This window comes from Aeromonas sp. AE23HZ002T15 (assembly GCF_054165525.2).
Genome location: NZ_CM201342.1, coordinates 818,934 through 834,709 on the forward strand (window position 1 = coordinate 818,934; position 15,776 = coordinate 834,709).

General features: G+C 59.6%; 16 protein-coding genes. 6 read left to right on the plus strand and 10 right to left on the minus strand.

Annotated features, from left to right (window positions below; all coding sequences use genetic code 11):
* On the plus strand, positions 1–1,416 hold the full coding sequence (locus ACT5M9_RS03610) for a glutamate synthase small subunit GltD family protein (RefSeq protein WP_457981626.1): 1,416 nt from the start codon (positions 1–3) through the stop codon (positions 1,414–1,416).
* Between the two features lie 88 nt (positions 1,417–1,504).
* Here ACT5M9_RS03610 and ACT5M9_RS03615 read toward each other — a convergent pair whose 3' ends face one another.
* From ACT5M9_RS03615 to soxR, 5 genes are all read right to left on the minus strand, one after another.
* Positions 1,505–2,266 (minus strand): amino acid ABC transporter ATP-binding protein, encoded by a 762-nt coding sequence (locus ACT5M9_RS03615; RefSeq protein ID WP_457981624.1) that lies wholly within the window; start codon positions 2,264–2,266, stop codon positions 1,505–1,507.
* Positions 2,263–2,940 (minus strand): amino acid ABC transporter permease, encoded by a 678-nt coding sequence (locus ACT5M9_RS03620; protein ID WP_457981622.1) that lies wholly within the window; start codon positions 2,938–2,940, stop codon positions 2,263–2,265. Before ACT5M9_RS03620 ends, ACT5M9_RS03615 begins: the two co-directional genes overlap by 4 nt.
* A 36-nt stretch (positions 2,941–2,976) precedes the next feature.
* Positions 2,977–3,756, minus strand: coding sequence for an amino acid ABC transporter substrate-binding protein (locus tag ACT5M9_RS03625; RefSeq protein WP_457981621.1), 780 nt, complete (start codon positions 3,754–3,756; stop codon positions 2,977–2,979).
* A gap of 385 nt (positions 3,757–4,141) precedes the next feature.
* Entirely contained in the window at positions 4,142–4,720 is a 579-nt protein-coding gene (locus ACT5M9_RS03630; protein ID WP_457981619.1) for an O-methyltransferase, read from the minus strand.
* Positions 4,721–4,788: 68 nt separating this feature from the next.
* Positions 4,789–5,250 carry a redox-sensitive transcriptional activator SoxR gene (gene soxR / locus ACT5M9_RS03635; RefSeq protein WP_457981617.1) on the minus strand — a complete coding sequence of 154 codons (462 nt, stop codon included), beginning with the start codon at positions 5,248–5,250 and terminating at the stop codon, positions 4,789–4,791.
* A gap of 72 nt (positions 5,251–5,322) precedes the next feature.
* Between soxR and ACT5M9_RS03640 the strand changes: the two genes are divergently transcribed.
* On the plus strand, positions 5,323–6,309 hold the full coding sequence (locus ACT5M9_RS03640) for a questin oxidase family protein (protein ID WP_457981616.1): 987 nt from the start codon (positions 5,323–5,325) through the stop codon (positions 6,307–6,309).
* Here the strand turns inward: ACT5M9_RS03640 and ACT5M9_RS03645 are convergent.
* The 5 genes from ACT5M9_RS03645 to ACT5M9_RS03665 all read right to left on the minus strand — a co-directional run bounded on the left by ACT5M9_RS03645 (position 6,306) and on the right by ACT5M9_RS03665 (position 11,080).
* A complete protein-coding gene (locus ACT5M9_RS03645; protein ID WP_457981614.1) occupies positions 6,306–6,743 on the minus strand; it encodes a protease in 438 nt (145 codons plus the stop codon). The genes ACT5M9_RS03640 and ACT5M9_RS03645 overlap by 4 nt on opposite strands.
* 41 nt (positions 6,744–6,784) lie before the next feature.
* Positions 6,785–7,825 (minus strand): M35 family metalloendopeptidase, encoded by a 1,041-nt coding sequence (locus ACT5M9_RS03650; RefSeq protein WP_457981612.1) that lies wholly within the window; start codon positions 7,823–7,825, stop codon positions 6,785–6,787.
* Between the two features lie 286 nt (positions 7,826–8,111).
* On the minus strand, positions 8,112–8,756 hold the full coding sequence (locus ACT5M9_RS03655) for a DUF2913 family protein (RefSeq protein WP_457981610.1): 645 nt from the start codon (positions 8,754–8,756) through the stop codon (positions 8,112–8,114).
* A 114-nt stretch (positions 8,757–8,870) separates the two neighbouring features.
* Positions 8,871–10,166: a DEAD/DEAH box helicase gene (locus tag ACT5M9_RS03660; RefSeq protein ID WP_438548999.1), complete on the minus strand. Its 1,296-nt coding sequence runs from the start codon at positions 10,164–10,166 to the stop codon at positions 8,871–8,873.
* 263 nt (positions 10,167–10,429) lie between these two features.
* Entirely contained in the window at positions 10,430–11,080 is a 651-nt protein-coding gene (locus ACT5M9_RS03665; RefSeq protein WP_438548998.1) for a DedA family protein, read from the minus strand.
* A 349-nt stretch (positions 11,081–11,429) separates the two neighbouring features.
* Between ACT5M9_RS03665 and ACT5M9_RS03670 the strand changes: the two genes are divergently transcribed.
* The 4 genes from ACT5M9_RS03670 (at position 11,430) to ACT5M9_RS03685 (ending at position 15,757) form a co-directional block, all read left to right on the plus strand.
* Positions 11,430–12,389, plus strand: coding sequence for a hypothetical protein (locus ACT5M9_RS03670; protein ID WP_457981609.1), 960 nt, complete (start codon positions 11,430–11,432; stop codon positions 12,387–12,389).
* A gap of 101 nt (positions 12,390–12,490) precedes the next feature.
* Complete coding sequence (locus tag ACT5M9_RS03675) at positions 12,491–13,045, plus strand: DUF4256 domain-containing protein (protein ID WP_457981607.1); 555 nt, start codon at positions 12,491–12,493, stop codon at positions 13,043–13,045.
* Positions 13,046–13,170: 125 nt separating this feature from the next.
* Positions 13,171–14,031 (plus strand): NERD domain-containing protein, encoded by an 861-nt coding sequence (locus ACT5M9_RS03680; RefSeq protein WP_457981605.1) that lies wholly within the window; start codon positions 13,171–13,173, stop codon positions 14,029–14,031.
* Between the two features lie 55 nt (positions 14,032–14,086).
* A complete protein-coding gene (locus tag ACT5M9_RS03685; RefSeq protein ID WP_457981603.1) occupies positions 14,087–15,757 on the plus strand; it encodes a P-loop ATPase, Sll1717 family in 1,671 nt (556 codons plus the stop codon).
* Positions 15,758–15,776 lie beyond the last annotated feature (19 nt).

The window sequence follows — 15,776 nt, forward strand, 5'->3', positions numbered from 1 at the left end:
ATGAGCCAGAACGTATTCCAGTTTATCGACGTCCAGCGGGTCGACCCGCCCAAGAAGCCACTCAAGATCCGCAAGATCCAGTTTGTGGAGATCTACGAGCCCTTCAACCAGGCCCAGGTCGGCATGCAGGCAGATCGCTGCCTCGACTGCGGCAACCCCTATTGCGAGTGGAAGTGCCCGGTGCACAACTACATCCCCAACTGGCTAAAACTCGCCAACGAGGGACGCATCCTGGAGGCGGTGGAGCTCTCCCACCAGACCAACAGCCTGCCCGAGGTGTGCGGCCGCGTCTGCCCGCAGGATCGCCTCTGTGAGGGGGCCTGTACCCTCAACGATCGCTTCGGCGCCGTGACCATAGGCAACATCGAGAAGTACATCACCGACAAGGCGTTCGAGATGGGCTGGCGCCCGGATCTCTCCAAGGTGGTCAAGACCGGCAAGCGGGTCGCCGTCATCGGTGCCGGCCCCGCTGGCCTCGCCTGCGCAGACGTCCTGGCCCGCAACGGCGTCACACCAGTGGTGTTCGACAAGTACCCGGAAATAGGTGGCCTGCTCACCTTCGGCATCCCCTCCTTCAAGCTGGAGAAAGAGGTGATGCAGCGCCGCCGCGAGATCTTCGAGGGCATGGGAGTGGAATTCCGGCTCGAGACCGAGGTGGGCCGTGACATCACCTTCGCAGACCTCCTGGGCGAGTTCGATGCCGTCTTCCTCGGAGTCGGCACCTATAAGTACATGAAGGGCGGCTTTGCCAACGAAGAGGCGCCGGGAGTCTACGACGCCCTGCCCTACCTCATCTCCAACGCGAACCGCCTGCTGGGCTTCGAGAAGGCCCAGGCCGACTACATCGACTTCGCCGGCAAGCAGGTGGTGGTGCTCGGCGGCGGCGATACCGCCATGGACTGCGTGCGCACCGCCATCCGCCAAGGGGCCGATCGGGTGATCTGCGCCTACCGCCGGGACGCCGAGAACATGCCGGGCTCCAAGCGGGAGGTGAAGAATGCCCAGGAGGAGGGGGTGGAATTTATGTTCAACCTGCAGCCCATCGGGGTGGAACTGGATGCCCATGGCCGCACCTGCGGTATCAGGGTGGTGAGCACAGAGCTTGGCGCCCCCGATGCCAACGGCCGCCGCAATCCGGTGGTGATCGAGGGCTCCGAGCAGGTGCTGGCCGCCGATGCGGTAGTGATGGCGTTCGGCTTCCAGCCCAACCCCCAGCCCTGGATGGCCGATCACGGCATCGCGCTCGACAGCCGGGATCGCATCAAGGCCCCCGAGCAGGCGGACTACTCCTTCCAGACCAGCAACCCCAAGGTGTTCGCCGGTGGCGACGCCGTGCGTGGCTCGGATCTGGTGGTGACCGCCATCTACGAGGGCCGCAAGGCCGCCGAGGGGATCATGGACTACCTGGCCGTTTAAGCTGCCGTCCAGACGCACAATACACCAAGCAAACAGCCCCGCACCGCGGGGCTGTTTTTTTATATGAAGAGTCCTCTCGCCCGCTCCGCTAGATGCTCCAGCTCCCCGGCAGCCCCTCGGTCAGGGTAGAGATGTAGGCCAGGGTGCGCCTTCGCCTGGGGGCGGTGAACATCTGGTGTGCGCTCCCCGCCTCCACCACTTCCCCCGCCTCCAGGAAGATCACCTGCTGGGCGATCTGGGCCGCGAGGCGCAGGTCGTGGGTGGCGATGAGCATGGTGGTCCCCTCATGGGCGAGCTGGCGCAGCACGGCGACCACCTCCAGGGCGAGTTCGGGATCCAACGCCGAGGTGGGTTCGTCGCAGAGCAGCACCCTGGGTGAGGGCGCCAGGGCCCGTGCTATGGCCACCCGCTGCTGCTGACCACCGGAGAGGGTCGCCGGCACCGCCTTAGCCTTGTGGCTGAGCCCCACCTTCTCGAGCAACTCACAGCCACGGCTCAACGCCATCTCCTTTGGCCACTTCAGCACGGTCACCAGCCCCTCAGTCACGTTCTCCAGCACCGTCATGTGCGGGAACAGCTGGAAGCTCTGGAACACCATGCCGGTCTGCTGGCGCAGGGCCAGCACCTGGGCCCGGGAGACGGGGCGAGCGAAGTCCAGATCGCTCTCCCCCAACACCAGGCGCCCCGCGTCCGGCCGCTCCAGCAGGTTGACGCAACGCAGCAAGGTGCTCTTGCCGCTACCGGAGGGGCCAATCAGCGCCGTCACCGTACCGGCCTCCAGCTCTAGCCCCACCCCTTTGAGCACCGGCTGACCGGCAAACCGCTTCTCGATACCGCTCAACCGGATCATGAGGCGACCTCCCGGGTCTCTTTGTGGATCAGCCTGCGCTCCAGCCTGTCCTGCAAGGCGGAGAGCACGGAGCTGAACATCAGGTAAATGACGGCCGTCTCCACATAGAGGATGAGCGGCTCGTAGGTAACGGAGGCGAGCCGCTGGGCCGCCTGGAACAGCTCGGGCACAGTGATGGCCGCCGCCAGCGAAGTGTCTTTGACCAAGGAGATGAAGGTGTTGGAGAGCGGCGGCACCGCGATGCGCGCCGCTTGGGGCAGGATCACCCGTCCCATGGCCTGGGGCCAGCTCATGCCGATGGAGTGCGCCGCCTCCCACTGCCCCCTGGGGATGGCGGCCAGGGTGGCGCGGATGACTTCCGAGCTGTAGGCGCCGATGTTGAGGGTGAAACCGATGACGGCGGCGCTGAAGGCATCCAGCACTATGCCTGCACTTGGCAACCCGTAAAAGATCAGAAAGAGCTGCACCAGCAGCGGCGTGCCGCGAATAAGCCAGACGTAGAAGCGTACCAGTGCGACCAGGGGCCTCGGGCCATATAAGCGGGCCAGGGCCAGCAGGAAGCCGAGCAAGATACCGAGTACGAAGGTAATAAGCGTCAGGGGAACGGTGAAAATAAGCCCCGCACTGAGCAGGGGCCAAAAAGAGTCGATAACCAGCTGTAACCAGGGGGGCACGTTAATTACCTCGAACGTGATGAGATGGCCGCGTGCTTATTGCGAGACGTCGGTACCGAAATATTTCAGGGAGACTTTCTGATAGGCACCATCCTGCTTGGCGGTGCGCAGGGCCTGGTTGACCGCCGCCAGCAACTCGGGCTGCCCCTTGGCGAGCAAGACGGCGGACTGTTCCCCCTGCTCACTGCTGGCCGCCACCTTCAACTTGGCGTCCGGCTTCTGCTTCTTGAAGTCCAGGAAGGAGAGGCTGTCGTTGATGGTGGCATCCACCCGCCCGGTCAGCACCAGCTGGAGAGACTGGTTGAACCCCTCGGTCGCCACCACCTCGGCCCCCGACGCCTTCGCCAGCTGGGCGAAGTTGCTGGTCAGGGACTGGGACGATGTCTTGCCCTTCAGATCCGCGAAGCTCTTGATGTCGTCGTTGTCGCTGTGCACCAGCACCACCGCCTTGGAGGCGATATAGGGATCTGAAAAATCGTACTTTTTCAATCGCTCCGGGGTGATGGCAATCTGGTTGAGCACCAGATCGTAGCGCTTGGCATCTACCCCGGCGATGAGGCCATCCCACTTGCCCTCGACAAATTCCGGCTTCACCCCGAGACCGTGTGCGATCAGCTCCCCTATCTCGACGTCAAAGCCCACCAGCTTGCCGCTCTTGTCGTGGAAGGTGAAGGGCGGGTAGGCCCCTTCCGTGCCTATCTTGATCACCCCGGCGCTCTGGATGGCGGCAAGGCTGGACTGGGTCTGTGCCTGCACCGAGCTCATCAGAGCCATGGGCAGCGCCGCCAATAAAAACAGGGACCGTATTTTTTTCATCATTCACCTCGTTATATTTATCAATATCCAAACGCTTGCCAACGATATTCAGGCGGGAGCCATGACCTCTTTATAGGGAGCCTGACCACGGGAGTGCTTCGTTTAATTAATATTATTCGAGGCGCATCTTCATTTATTTAAAGGGTGCCGTGGTGGCATGGACAAAACATAACGCGGAGGATTCCAGAGCCAAACCATGAAATATGGGGATATTTAGCGAAAGAATGGATAACGAAGAGTGTCACGAAGCGAGCTATTAATTGCCCTGCAGCCAGGAATGCGCCGCAGGGCTCTTTATCGGATCAGCCGCACAATTGACCCCAGCCGTATCGAGGTGTGAATAGGGCGTGACGGGAGGCAGGATCGGCTTGGCACAACAGATGGCTCACAGGCGGGCTATCAGCCACTCCCCCTTGCCCACCGGTACCAGGGAGGTGATAAACGCGGGATCCCGGCGAACCTCAGCCATCCATTCCTGCATCTCCCCCTGATGGGAGATGGCGTTATCCACCACCAGCAGGCCGCGCGGGGCGAGCAGGCGCCGGATCTCTGGCCACCAGGCCTGGTATTGCTGACGATCCGAGTCCAGGAAGACAAGCTCATAACCCGATGTCGGCTGGTTGGGCAGCAGCGCATCGGCCTCCCCCACCAACTGGGTGATGACGATATCGAGGCCGGCGCGCCGGAAGTTGTGGGCGGCCAACGCGACCTTCCCCTCGTCCCGCTCCAAGGTGGTGACCCGGCCCCCCAGCCTTTGCACCGCCTCCCCCAGCCAGAGGGTGGAGTAACCGTTGGAGGTGCCTATCTCCAGCACCTCCCGGGCACCTCTCGTCTGTACCAAGACCGCCAGCAGCTCGCCGGTGTCCCTGGTGATGTTGAGCATCTTGTGACCGCGTGCCTGCTGCGCCCTGTCGTTCTCCTCGCCAAAGAGCTCTAGCTCCCGTTTAAGCCGTTCCAGTTCCATCTCTGCTCCTCGTTGTGACAAGGCTAGGCGCAGTGGCCTGGCCTCTCAGGTTTTCTTCCTGATAATGCTCAGCACTCGCGCTCTGACGGCTGATCCCCCAGCAGATAGCGGGGACCGCTCCCCATGGCGGCGGCCTGATCGCCCGGGTTGTAGAGGGCGCAGTGTTCCAGCGACAGGCAGCCGCAACCGATGCAGACGCCGAGTTTGCGCTTCATCAGTTGCAGGGTCTCGATGCGCCGATCGAGCAGCGCCTGCCACTGGCCAGCGATCCCATGCCAGTCGTGGCGATCCGGTGTGCGCCCATCGGGCAGCCCGGCCAGGGCCTCGGCAATCTCCCCAAGGCTCAGCCCCACCCCCTGCGCCACCCGGATAAAGGCGATGCGACGCAGGGCATCCCGGGGGTAGAGCCGTCGACCTCCCTCGCTGCGCACGCTGCCGATCAATCCCTTCTCCTCGTAGAAACGCAGGGCACTGGCGTTGACACCCGAGCGCTTGGCTATCTGACCGATGGCCAGCCATTTGCGATCCATCTTCGTCCTTGATCTCAAGTTAACTTGAACTTGCATAATCCTGTCTCCCCCGACCAAAGGAGTCAAACGATTATGGATTATCTGAATTCTCTGCTCGATGCGAACCAGGCCTTCGCTCTCAATGGCCGCGATACCACCAACCACTGCCCCATGGCGTTGCACGCCCTGCACGAGATGGGGGCGACCCAGGCTCAGCTGCGGCGCTTCTTCACCCGTTGGCAGAGCGCCCATGCCCTGCCGGCCGGGCTGAACCATCAAGGCGATGAGGAGGAGCGCCACTTCGTGCGACTGCGCCAGCTGCTAGCCATCCGCATTGCCGAGGAAGGCTGGCTACCCACCTTCGAAGCTCTGCTGGAAGATGGCCTCTCCCCGGCTGGCGGCGCCTTTCATCCCCTGATCCGCTTCGCCTGCGCCCTGGAGAACGGCCATCTGGGCGAGCAGGCGGCGGCCCTGGCCGCCTGGCGCTGCAAGCCGCTGATATTGCCAGAGGGTGAGGGAATGGCCTGCCAAGACATACCCGCTCTGCTCGGGAGCCTGTCCACCCAATGGGAGGGCTCACACTGGCCGGGTGAGTGGATCACTGCGCGCCTGCGCCAAGTGGCGGCGGTGCCCGACTGGCCGAACTCACTGCCGCGCAGTCTCGATGACGATGGCGATGTGCTGGCTCAGCTGGCCGAGGCCGCCCTGCCCCTCTATTGGCAGACCCGCAACTTCACCGTGCTGCACCTGGTGACCGGCAGTCGGGCCGCCGCCATCGTCGCCCGCCACCTGCCCCCTGAACTCAAAGAGCGCTGGCAGACCCTGATGTGGCAGGCGGTGGCTGCGGCCTTTATCACGGTCGGGGCACCAAGGCTGGGACCCCAACGCTGGCCGGACGTCACGGGGCTGAATTGGGAGCAGGTGTTGCCGTTGGCGATCGCGAGCCTGGACGATCACGTGATCAAGCTGGTGCACTGCTGCTGGCGGGAACAGACGGGTTCTACCCACCCCTCCCGTTACCTGGCGGTGGCCGCCCGCGCGGTGGGACTGCTGGCGACAGAAGGCGAGCGGGTGGCTTAGGGCGCCGCCACCCGGGTGAAGCTGATGGCGGGGCAACTGGGAGCCACCCCTTGCGTCAGGGTCAGGGAGTGGGGGCGATAGCTCAGATGGTATTGGCCCGGGAGGGACAGATCGTAGACCTGGGTCAGATCCGCATCCGCCCTGTTGCGCTGACCGGCTCCCAGAATGAAAAAGTCGTCAGGACCCGGGGCGCCGCGCTTGGCCAGCGGCCCCTTGTAGGCAATGGGATTCTGCTCGAGGCGCAGGTCGATGGCATCGGCAAACCAACCCTCGAAGGGGGTAAACCAGCTCAATACCTCGATGGGTCCCTCCCCCAGGTTGGTCAAGGTCATCACCAGGGGCAGGGGTTCGTTCACCGGGCTCTCGGCCTTGACCGACAGCTCGCACTGCAAAGGGGCCGCGATGGCAAGGGTGGTGAGCAAGAGCGACATCATGGTGCCTCCATCAAGAAGGGGCCTTTCGGCCCCATCATTCATCAATTTTCGCTCGGGGTATTCTCAGCGAAATATTCGTGGTTGTCGGCGTTGTTCAGCGCCGTCAACGGATCCGTGCTCGCCAGGTTGCGGGCGTTGCTTTGACCGTAACCCAGATCGTCGGTGCCTGCCACCACGTTGAAGTGGCTCAGCTCGTGGACGATAGTGCCGGCGCGGGAGTCGGTCCCGTTGACCGGCGCCGTCCAGAAGCTCTTGCACAGATAGACCTTGTAGGGCTGATCCGGATAGACGTAGGCGAAGTAGCTCTGCTGGCAGCCGCAATCGAAGGTGAGCGGCTTGTTGTCGATGGCATCCTTGATCTTGCTGAAGTTCACCTCGGCCTGATCCCAGCGGGAGGCATCATAGGCACCAAACCAGCTGCGATAGCGCTGACCGCTGGGCTTATCCACTGCCAGATAGCTGCTTGAGTTATTGGTGATGCTGCTGGCCGCATCCAGAGCGGTCAGAATGTTGCTCTTCTGGGTATTGGTGCAGCGCCCGGTGAAGCTCACCGAGGCGGTCACCGCCTGGGGTTCGGCCAGGGGGGCCGCCTTGGCCTGCAGCCGCTCGTCGCTCACCCCTTCCACCCAGAGGCTGACGGCGTTGGACTCACTCGCCTGGGCCTGCTTGGCCTTGGCACCGCTAGTTCCCTGTGCCAGGGTCGGCAGCTGATAGCGGATGCTGTACTGGCCCTGGAGGCTCATGTCGTAGAGGCCGGAGATCTCGGCCTGCAGGGTCAGGCTCTGGCCGGCCTTGAGCAGTTGGTAGTCCTTGTCGGTCGGGGCCGCCCGCTTGATCAGGGCCCCCTCGTAGCCGACCTTCTGGCCGTCGCGCTCCACCACAAACAGGGGGGCGTCCTCGCTGCCCGGCAGTTGCCACTTGAGCAGGCGAACCGGCTTGTCCCCTGTGTTGGTCAGCGTCAGGTTGACCCGCACGTCCTCGGCATTGCCGTCCACCAGGGAGAGGCGAGCATCGAGGGCGGCGGCGCAGAGCGGTGAGGCCAGGATACCGGCCAGCAGCAGGGCGATGGGAGTTGCTTTCATCGGATTTCCTCATTCATTGAGTTGCGCCATCAGGCGGTTTGCTTCCTTACTTCCTTGGCCCTCTTTGGGGCCTGTTCACCCTAGAGCAGAAATTTTGCGCCACCATCCCTCCATATGGGGGACGACGCCCATCTAAGGGGGAGCCTGGCCTGTTCCGCCAGGCTGCGACAAAAACGGGCCTTCGCGGGGGCGCCATGGCCCACGGTGCCGGCCCCTTGCCAACCTGTGCCCCATAAAAAACCCCGGCGCGGGCCGGGGTGGATGCAATGGGAAAAACCTGGGGTGATCAGTCACTGACCCGGGCCAGCAGCGCCAGCGCGCCCTGGGCATTGCCCGGCATCAGCCGGTAGGCCTTGTGATGTTTGACCAGGGTGATTTTCTTGTTGCCCTGGCTCAGCAGCAGGCCGTGCCTGAAGGCCCCCTCCGCCAGCTGTGTCTCGTCACCACGCACATAGAGGGTGATGGGCTTGAGCAGCTCCCCGCCCTCGATATGCCCCTGGTACTCGCTGACCGAGATGACCAGACTGGATTGGCCCTGGCTCAGCAGGCGCGACTTCGCCTGCAGTTCGCTGTCGGTAAACACTAACCAACCGGCCGCTTCCAACTCGGCGAGCAGGGCGGCTAGACTGGCTCCCAGTTGCGTCGGCTCGCTCATGGCGCGGCCGTACTGACAAACGATGCGCTCCAGCAATCCTTTCAGATCGGCGCCCGCCCCCAGGGTGCGCCCCTGCTGGATCCAGGCCTTCAGGTCTTCCATCACCAGGCGGGAGAAGCGCTTCTCCTTGAGGGAGTCCGCCATCCAGGTACAGAGGAAGTGGCTCTCCTGAGCCGGGGTGCGCTGGCCGGCCTTCTGGGAGGCGGTGCGTTCCAGTTCGGCCAGGCTCTGGCTGGCCATGTCGAACAGGGCCTGATTGTAGGTGGGAGTGGTCATCACGAGTCCTTTACACTGGATGCGGGCCAGAAGCCGGGTCATCAACAACACAAAGGCGCCAGCGGCGCCTTTGAATACCAAAGCCCCCCACGAGGGAGAGGGGCAACGCTCGCCTTATTTCGGCTGGCGCGGCTTCTTGGCGGCGGCCAGGCGCTTGAGGCGCTGACCCTGCAGCTTGCTCTCGGCCATGGCCTGGGCGGCGGCGTTGTCTTCCCGCTGGGGGCGCTTGCCGAAGCGACGGCGCTCCTGCAACTGCTTGATCAGATCGTCACGGCTGCTCACCTCGTAACCCGGCACCATGATGCGGCGGATCTTCTGGCCGATCAGCGCCTCGATCTCCAGCAGGGTGCGCTCCTCTTCGCGGCTGACGAAGGAGATGGCCATGCCGCTCTTGCCGGCGCGGCCGGTACGGCCGATGCGGTGCACATAGTCTTCCGCGAGGAAGGGCAAGTCATAGTTGACCACGTACTCCAGGTCCGGGATGTCCAGACCACGGGCGGCCACCTCGGTGGCCACCAGCACCCGCAGCTTGCCTTCCGTGAACTCACGCAGGGCGCGGCGACGGCTGCCCTGAGCCTTGTCCCCGTGCACCACGGCGGACTTGATGCCATCCAGATTCAGCTCGGTCACCAGCTCGTCGCAGCTCTCGCGGGTACTGGCGAACACCAGCACCTGGGGCCAGTTCTGCTTGCCGATGAGCTCGGAGAGCAGCTCGCGCTTGCGCTTCTGCTCCACCGGATAGACGGTGTGGCTGACGGTGTCGGCGGTGGAATTCTGCTTGTTGACGCTGACGATCTGCGGTCTGTCCAGCATCAGGTTGGCGAGCTTTCGCACCGCATCGGAGAAGGTGGCGGAGAACAGCAGGTTCTGGCGCGCCTTGTTGGTGGCCTGCAGGATCTGCTGCACATCGGCGCTGAAGCCCATGTCGAGGATGCGATCCGCCTCGTCCAGCACCAGACACTCCACCCCGGAGAGGCTGAGGTTGCAGGCGGTAAGGTGCTCGAGCAGACGGCCAGGGGTCGCCACTATGATGTGAGCCCCCGCCTTGAGCTTCTTGGCCTGCACGTCCTGCTTGCCGCCGCCATAGATGGTCAGCACGCTGATATCCAGGTACTTGGCGAAGTCGTTGATGTTGCTCGCCACCTGAGCCGCCAGTTCGCGGGTCGGGGTCAGGATCAGCACCCGGGTGTTGGAAGGCTGCACCGGCGCCGGATTGTCCAGCAGGCGCTGCAGTATGGGCAGCGCGAAGGCGGCGGTCTTGCCGGTACCTGTCTGGGCGCTGGCCAGCACGTCGCGGCCACGGCGTATGGTCGGGATCGCCTGCTGCTGCACAGGGGTCATCTCCTGATAACCGCAATCTGAGATGGCGCGCAAAATCTCGGGGGCAAAATCGAACGATTCAAATCTCATATTGGGTTCCTGTGTTCCAGCTGGGCTGTGATTGGCTTGAGTGGATGGATGGCTCGGCATCGCGAGGCAAGTGGCCACGGACGGCTGGGCCTGACATCAAGTCAGAGTGTGAGCCGGAAATCGCGGGCGCGAAGTGTAACAGATAGGCGAGGCAAATGCCGCCTCAAATGGTCTCTATTTTTACGCCGCCCCATCCCCACGGGAGGAACGGACTGTCATCAATGCAGAGGGGGCACCCCGGCCCCCTCTGCTTGCATGCTCTGTCAGCGCACGCGGTTGGTCGGCCGCTTGAGCAGGCGGATGCCGATGGCCGCGACGGCGATGACGAAGAGGGCGAGCGAGGTCACCAGCAGGCACTTGGTCATCAGCTCGTGGTGGTTGGCCAATACCGGGGTCGCCATCACGAACTTGCCGATGAGGCTCAGCACCAGGGCCCAGAGGAAGGCGCTGGCGAAGCTCGCCACCATTACCCTAGGCAGGTGCAGGCGGGAGACCCCCATCAGCATGGGCGTCAGCACCCTGACGAAGGGGATGAAGCGGGAGACGAACATGGCCCAGAAGCCGTATCTGTCCAGCAACCGGGAGGCCCTGGGCAGGCTCCCCTCCGGGATCATCCGCTCCACGTGCCCCATGAAGGAGGTGCCGTGCAGGGCATGCCCCTGTACATAGGCCACCAGGCTGCCGAGGCCGGCGGCGAGCGGCATGTAGAGGAAAGTCACCTCGGGGCCGAGCACCCCCATCCCCACCAGACCACCGGCCAGCAGCACCAGGCTGTCTCCCGGCAGGGGCAGGAACACGAAACTCGATTCGAGAAAGAGGATCACCACCAGACAGGTGACGAGCAAACCGATGGCTTGCATTTGAATAAGCTGATCAAAATCCTGATGCCATATGGCAAGCAGCATGTCCTGCATCCGGTGTGACTCCCATCAACGTACTGCACATCCGTCATGGAGACCCGAGGGCCCCAGCTGGCCATTCTTCCCTGATAGCAACCCCATCTATCCCTGTGGGAGGCCCGTTATACACCCGCAGAACTGAACAATAAATTAATGTCTGTGATTTATGTGGGCTTCCCGGCGCTTTCGCGGACAAGGGCCGACCCCAGCAGGCGCGATGGCGTGCAGACAGGCAAGGGGCTGATCCAGCGGGAGATTTGGCAAAGAATATAGTCAGTTGGCGCCATGACCCGCTGCCAAGGCGGCCAAAAACCATTACAGTGTAAGGACTCCTCATCGGACGAGGATGCCCACGGAGCTAGGTATGGCGTTGACCCCTCTCTTTGACAGCAAGACCCTCTCCCTGGCCGGTCTGGGACTGCTCAGCCTCGCGGCCCATGCCGACGACGAATCCCTGGTACAACGCCGAGCCAATGCTGTTGTCTCCCTGATGAGCTACACGGTGGTGCCCGACATTACCGCCAGCAACCTGGACATAGGTGGCAGCACCGGCGAACAGTCCGCCCTGACCATCACCCAGCTCGGGGGCGGCGCCACCATGAGCGCGGACTTCCCCATCTATCTGGAAGGCACCCTGGGCTACAGCCGCTACGATCCCCAGTTCGTGTTCAGCGACGGCACCGACACCCGCACCATCCCCACCAAGTGGAACAGCCTGACCGCCACCGGCGGCATAGGCTGGGACTTCACCCTGCACAAGGACAAATGGGGGGGCAATCTGGTGCTGCGCCCCATCGGCAACTTTACCCTCGGCACCCTGGCGAGCGATCTGCGCCTCGGTGCCCTCTTCATCCAGCACAAGACCGGCAAGAACCTCGACTTCCTCGATGGGGGCCGACTCAACGTCTACGGCCTGGGGGGCGCCCTGATGCTGGACTACGAGCTGTTCTCCAAACCCCAGGACATCGACGTGGAGCTGCGCTACTCCTATCAGCACCTGCAGAGCTTCGCCGGCACCAGCCCCAGCGTCACGGGTCAGGCCGAGGCGGAGAACCTGGGGCTCTACCTGCGCCGCCGCGCCCCCATGTGGGACTGGACCCTGCTGGATCGCCCCCTGCGCTACGTGCTGGAGGCGGCCCGCACCGAGTACCTGGGGGAGCAGCGCGGCCTGCTCGGCTTCAACAGCCTCAACTCCCTCGGCCTTGGGCTCGAACTCGACAGCAGCAAATACGACATCTTCGTGACCCGTACCCGCTTGGTGGCCCGCTATATGTTCAGCAACAACACCCACGGCTACTCCGTCGGGCTGGCGATGAGTTTTTAAGGGCGCGAGACGCTCATGACCTGTTCAACCACCACAGGCGGTTATCTCAATCGGGCTCGTGATGGGTTTCTCGCGGTACCGGATCCAGCGAAAGAGGCAACATGATGAACTTGACCCAGGGTCAGATTGACGACTTGCTCGCCACCTTGCAGGCCCGCTTTGAGCAATACCCTGAGCGCCACGAAGGGGTTGCCTGGTCACAGGTGCGTGCCAGGCTGGATGCCAATACGCAGGCGTTGCGCTCGCTCCACGAGATGGAGCGCAGCGGCGGTGAGCCCGATGTCATCGGCCAAGATCCGCAGAGCGGGCAGTTCATCTTCTGTGATTGCAGCGCCGAGAGCCCGGATAGGCGCAGGAGCCTCTGCTATGACAGAGCCGGGCTGGAATCGCGGAAGGAGAACCGACCCGCGGGCTGCGCGACCGAGATGGCCGCACAGATGGGCATAGCGCTGCTGACGGAGGCCGAATATCGGACGCTGCAGACGCTGGGCAGCTTCGATGCCAAGACGTCGAGCTGGGTAGAGACACCGGCGGAGATCCGGGCACTCGGCGGCGCCCTGTTCTGCGATCGCCGCTACGACAGCGTCTTCCTGTACCACAACGGTGCCCAGTCCTACTATGCCGCCAGAGGATTTCGCGGCAGCCTGCGGGTCTAGGCACCAAGTGGATGTCCGACCGCGAGAGGCTGACTATCGATCAAAGCCCAGGATACCCCAAGCACCAAAGCAGGATCCCTGTCGAGGCTTAACCCTTAAACAAACTCCCATGGAGGGTCAGTGAAATGGACTTCACTCCCGTTATCGCTCTTTTGCTATCCCAGCTCTGGTATCTGCTACCACTGCTACTGATCGCTACCGTGATCAAAACACCCTGGTTCAAGGGCATGGTGGGAGAGTGGTTTCTCAATCTCTCAATCAGGCTATTTCTCGACAAGCGAGAGTACCGGCTACTCAAGAACGTCACGCTACCGATCGAAGGTGGCACTACCCAGATTGATCACATCATCGTCTCCCGCTTCGGGATTTTCGTCATCGAAACCAAGAATATGAAAGGGTGGATCTTCGGCAATCCCCAACACAAGCGTTGGACCCAGCAGCTCTATCGCCGCAAACATCAGTTCCAAAACCCCCTGCATCAGAATTACAGCCATGTGATGACACTCAAGTCCCTGTTGGGGCTAACGGATCATCAGCTGCATTCCGTCGTTTACTTTATCGGTGACTGCTCGTTCAAGACACCGATGCCGGAGAATGTGCTAAGACGAGGCCTCATCACCTATATAAAACGCAAGACAACCCCAGTATTGAGCGTGGAAGAGGTCGAGCGAATAGTCGGCACTATCGAGCAAGGGCGGCTGGCCGCCAACTGGCAGACCCATAAGCAACATGTGGCATATCTCAAAGCACGCCATGGCACCGCCCCCATAATACCCGTGGAAAGCAATGTCACCGGCCGAGCCAGAAAAACCGCTGAGCCCGATACCATAGAGGCCAGCCATGCCGTCCCTACTTGCCCTAAATGCGGCAGCACCATGATCTTGCGCACCGCCAGTCGAGGAGAAAACAGAGGAAATCAATTTTGGGGATGCAGTGAATATCCGAGATGCAGAAAGATTATTCAGACATACAGAGATAACTCATAACACAGGTCTATGTATAAAGCTTTAATTATTGACCGTCTACTAAGGATTAACATTTATGAGCACAGTTAAACAAAGCAACAAAATAACAATAAAGCAAAATTTACAGATAGGCGATTTAGATGCAGAAACAGACACTGACTTCCTTGATTCCTGCTTTATAGACAAGGGTTATATAAAACAACTATGTGACGTACATGACCCTAAGTCAATAATATTAGGGCGAACTGGCGCAGGGAAAAGTGCAATTCTCTATAAAATATCTCAAACAACCAAAAAAAATATAAAGATTGACCCGAATGATATATCAGTAAGGTTTTTAGAGTACTCAGATATAATTCAATTCATGAATAATATCGGTGTGAATCTTGACTTGTTTTACCGATTGCTTTGGCGGCACATATTAATAGTTGAAGTCCTCAAACTTAGATATGACATAAAAAATGAATATGACAATAGAAATTTTATAGATAATATAACCGATTTTTTCAGAAAGGATGAGATTAAAAAGAAAGCCATTGAGTACTTCAGAGAATGGGGCGATAAATTTTGGTTAGATACTGACGAACATTTAAAAGTAATAACAAAGAAGCTGGAAAATGATACAAAAGCAACTTTAGGTGCAAAATATAATAGTGTAGATCTAAGTCTACAAGGTGCAAAGAGGTTAAGCGATGAGGAGAAAGTAGAAGTTAAGCAAAGGGCAAGCCAAATTGTTAGTGGTTTACAGATAAAAAAACTAAATGAGATGTTAGATCTCTTATCAGTACACTCATTCAACGACCCTCAGAAGCGATTCTATATTCTAATAGATCAATTAGATGAGCACTGGGCTAACACTGAAACAAGATGTCGATTTATTAGAGCACTTATTGAGGAGATTAAGACTTTTAGAAAGTTAGAAAACGTAAAGATCATTGCTGCCATGCGAAAAGACCTACTCGACTTAGTTTTTGATATGACTAGAAGCCCAGGGTTCCAAGAGGAAAAATATGAATCTTATATACTACAGATACATTGGGATCGAGGTGAACTTAGAGAATTGATTGAGAAAAGGATAAATGAAGTATTTAGGAAACAATACACGAAGGAAGAGGTGGCCTTCGATGATATATTTCCCACAGCAAAGAAAGGAAGAGATCAATCGTCTGGAGACTTCATTCTGGAGAGAACTTTGTATAGACCGAGAGATGTACTTCAATTCATTAATGAATGTTTCAAGGCGGCATATGGTCGAGATTGTGTGTCATGGCGTTCTATATATGCCGCAGAAGCACAGTACTCTGAGAAGAGACTTAAGTCACTCAAGGAAGAATGGGGAGAAATATACCCATCATTTGATGATACAATAGAAATATTGCGTGGATTACAGCATACCTTTACAAGGTCTACACTAAGCGGATCTCGTTTAGACAATGTCATCTCTGACCTGTGCACCCAAAGCAATAACGACCCGTGCGTCATATCATCTAAAGAATACCTAGAGACATCAGGAGAAACAAAGCTTACCGAAGTTCTAAATAAAATGTTGATATGCTTGTATCATGTCGGTGCTATAGGAATAAAAATGAGCTCCCTGAGTACATTCATATGGTCTTTTTTAGACCAGACTTCTGTTTCAAGAGGAGAAGTGAAGAGAGCTCAGCAATTAAAGATACATAAAATGCTATATCGCGCACTTGATATAGAAGTAGATGGTCAGACGAGATTTCATCCTATCGATGAATAACAGTCATATATTGATCTTT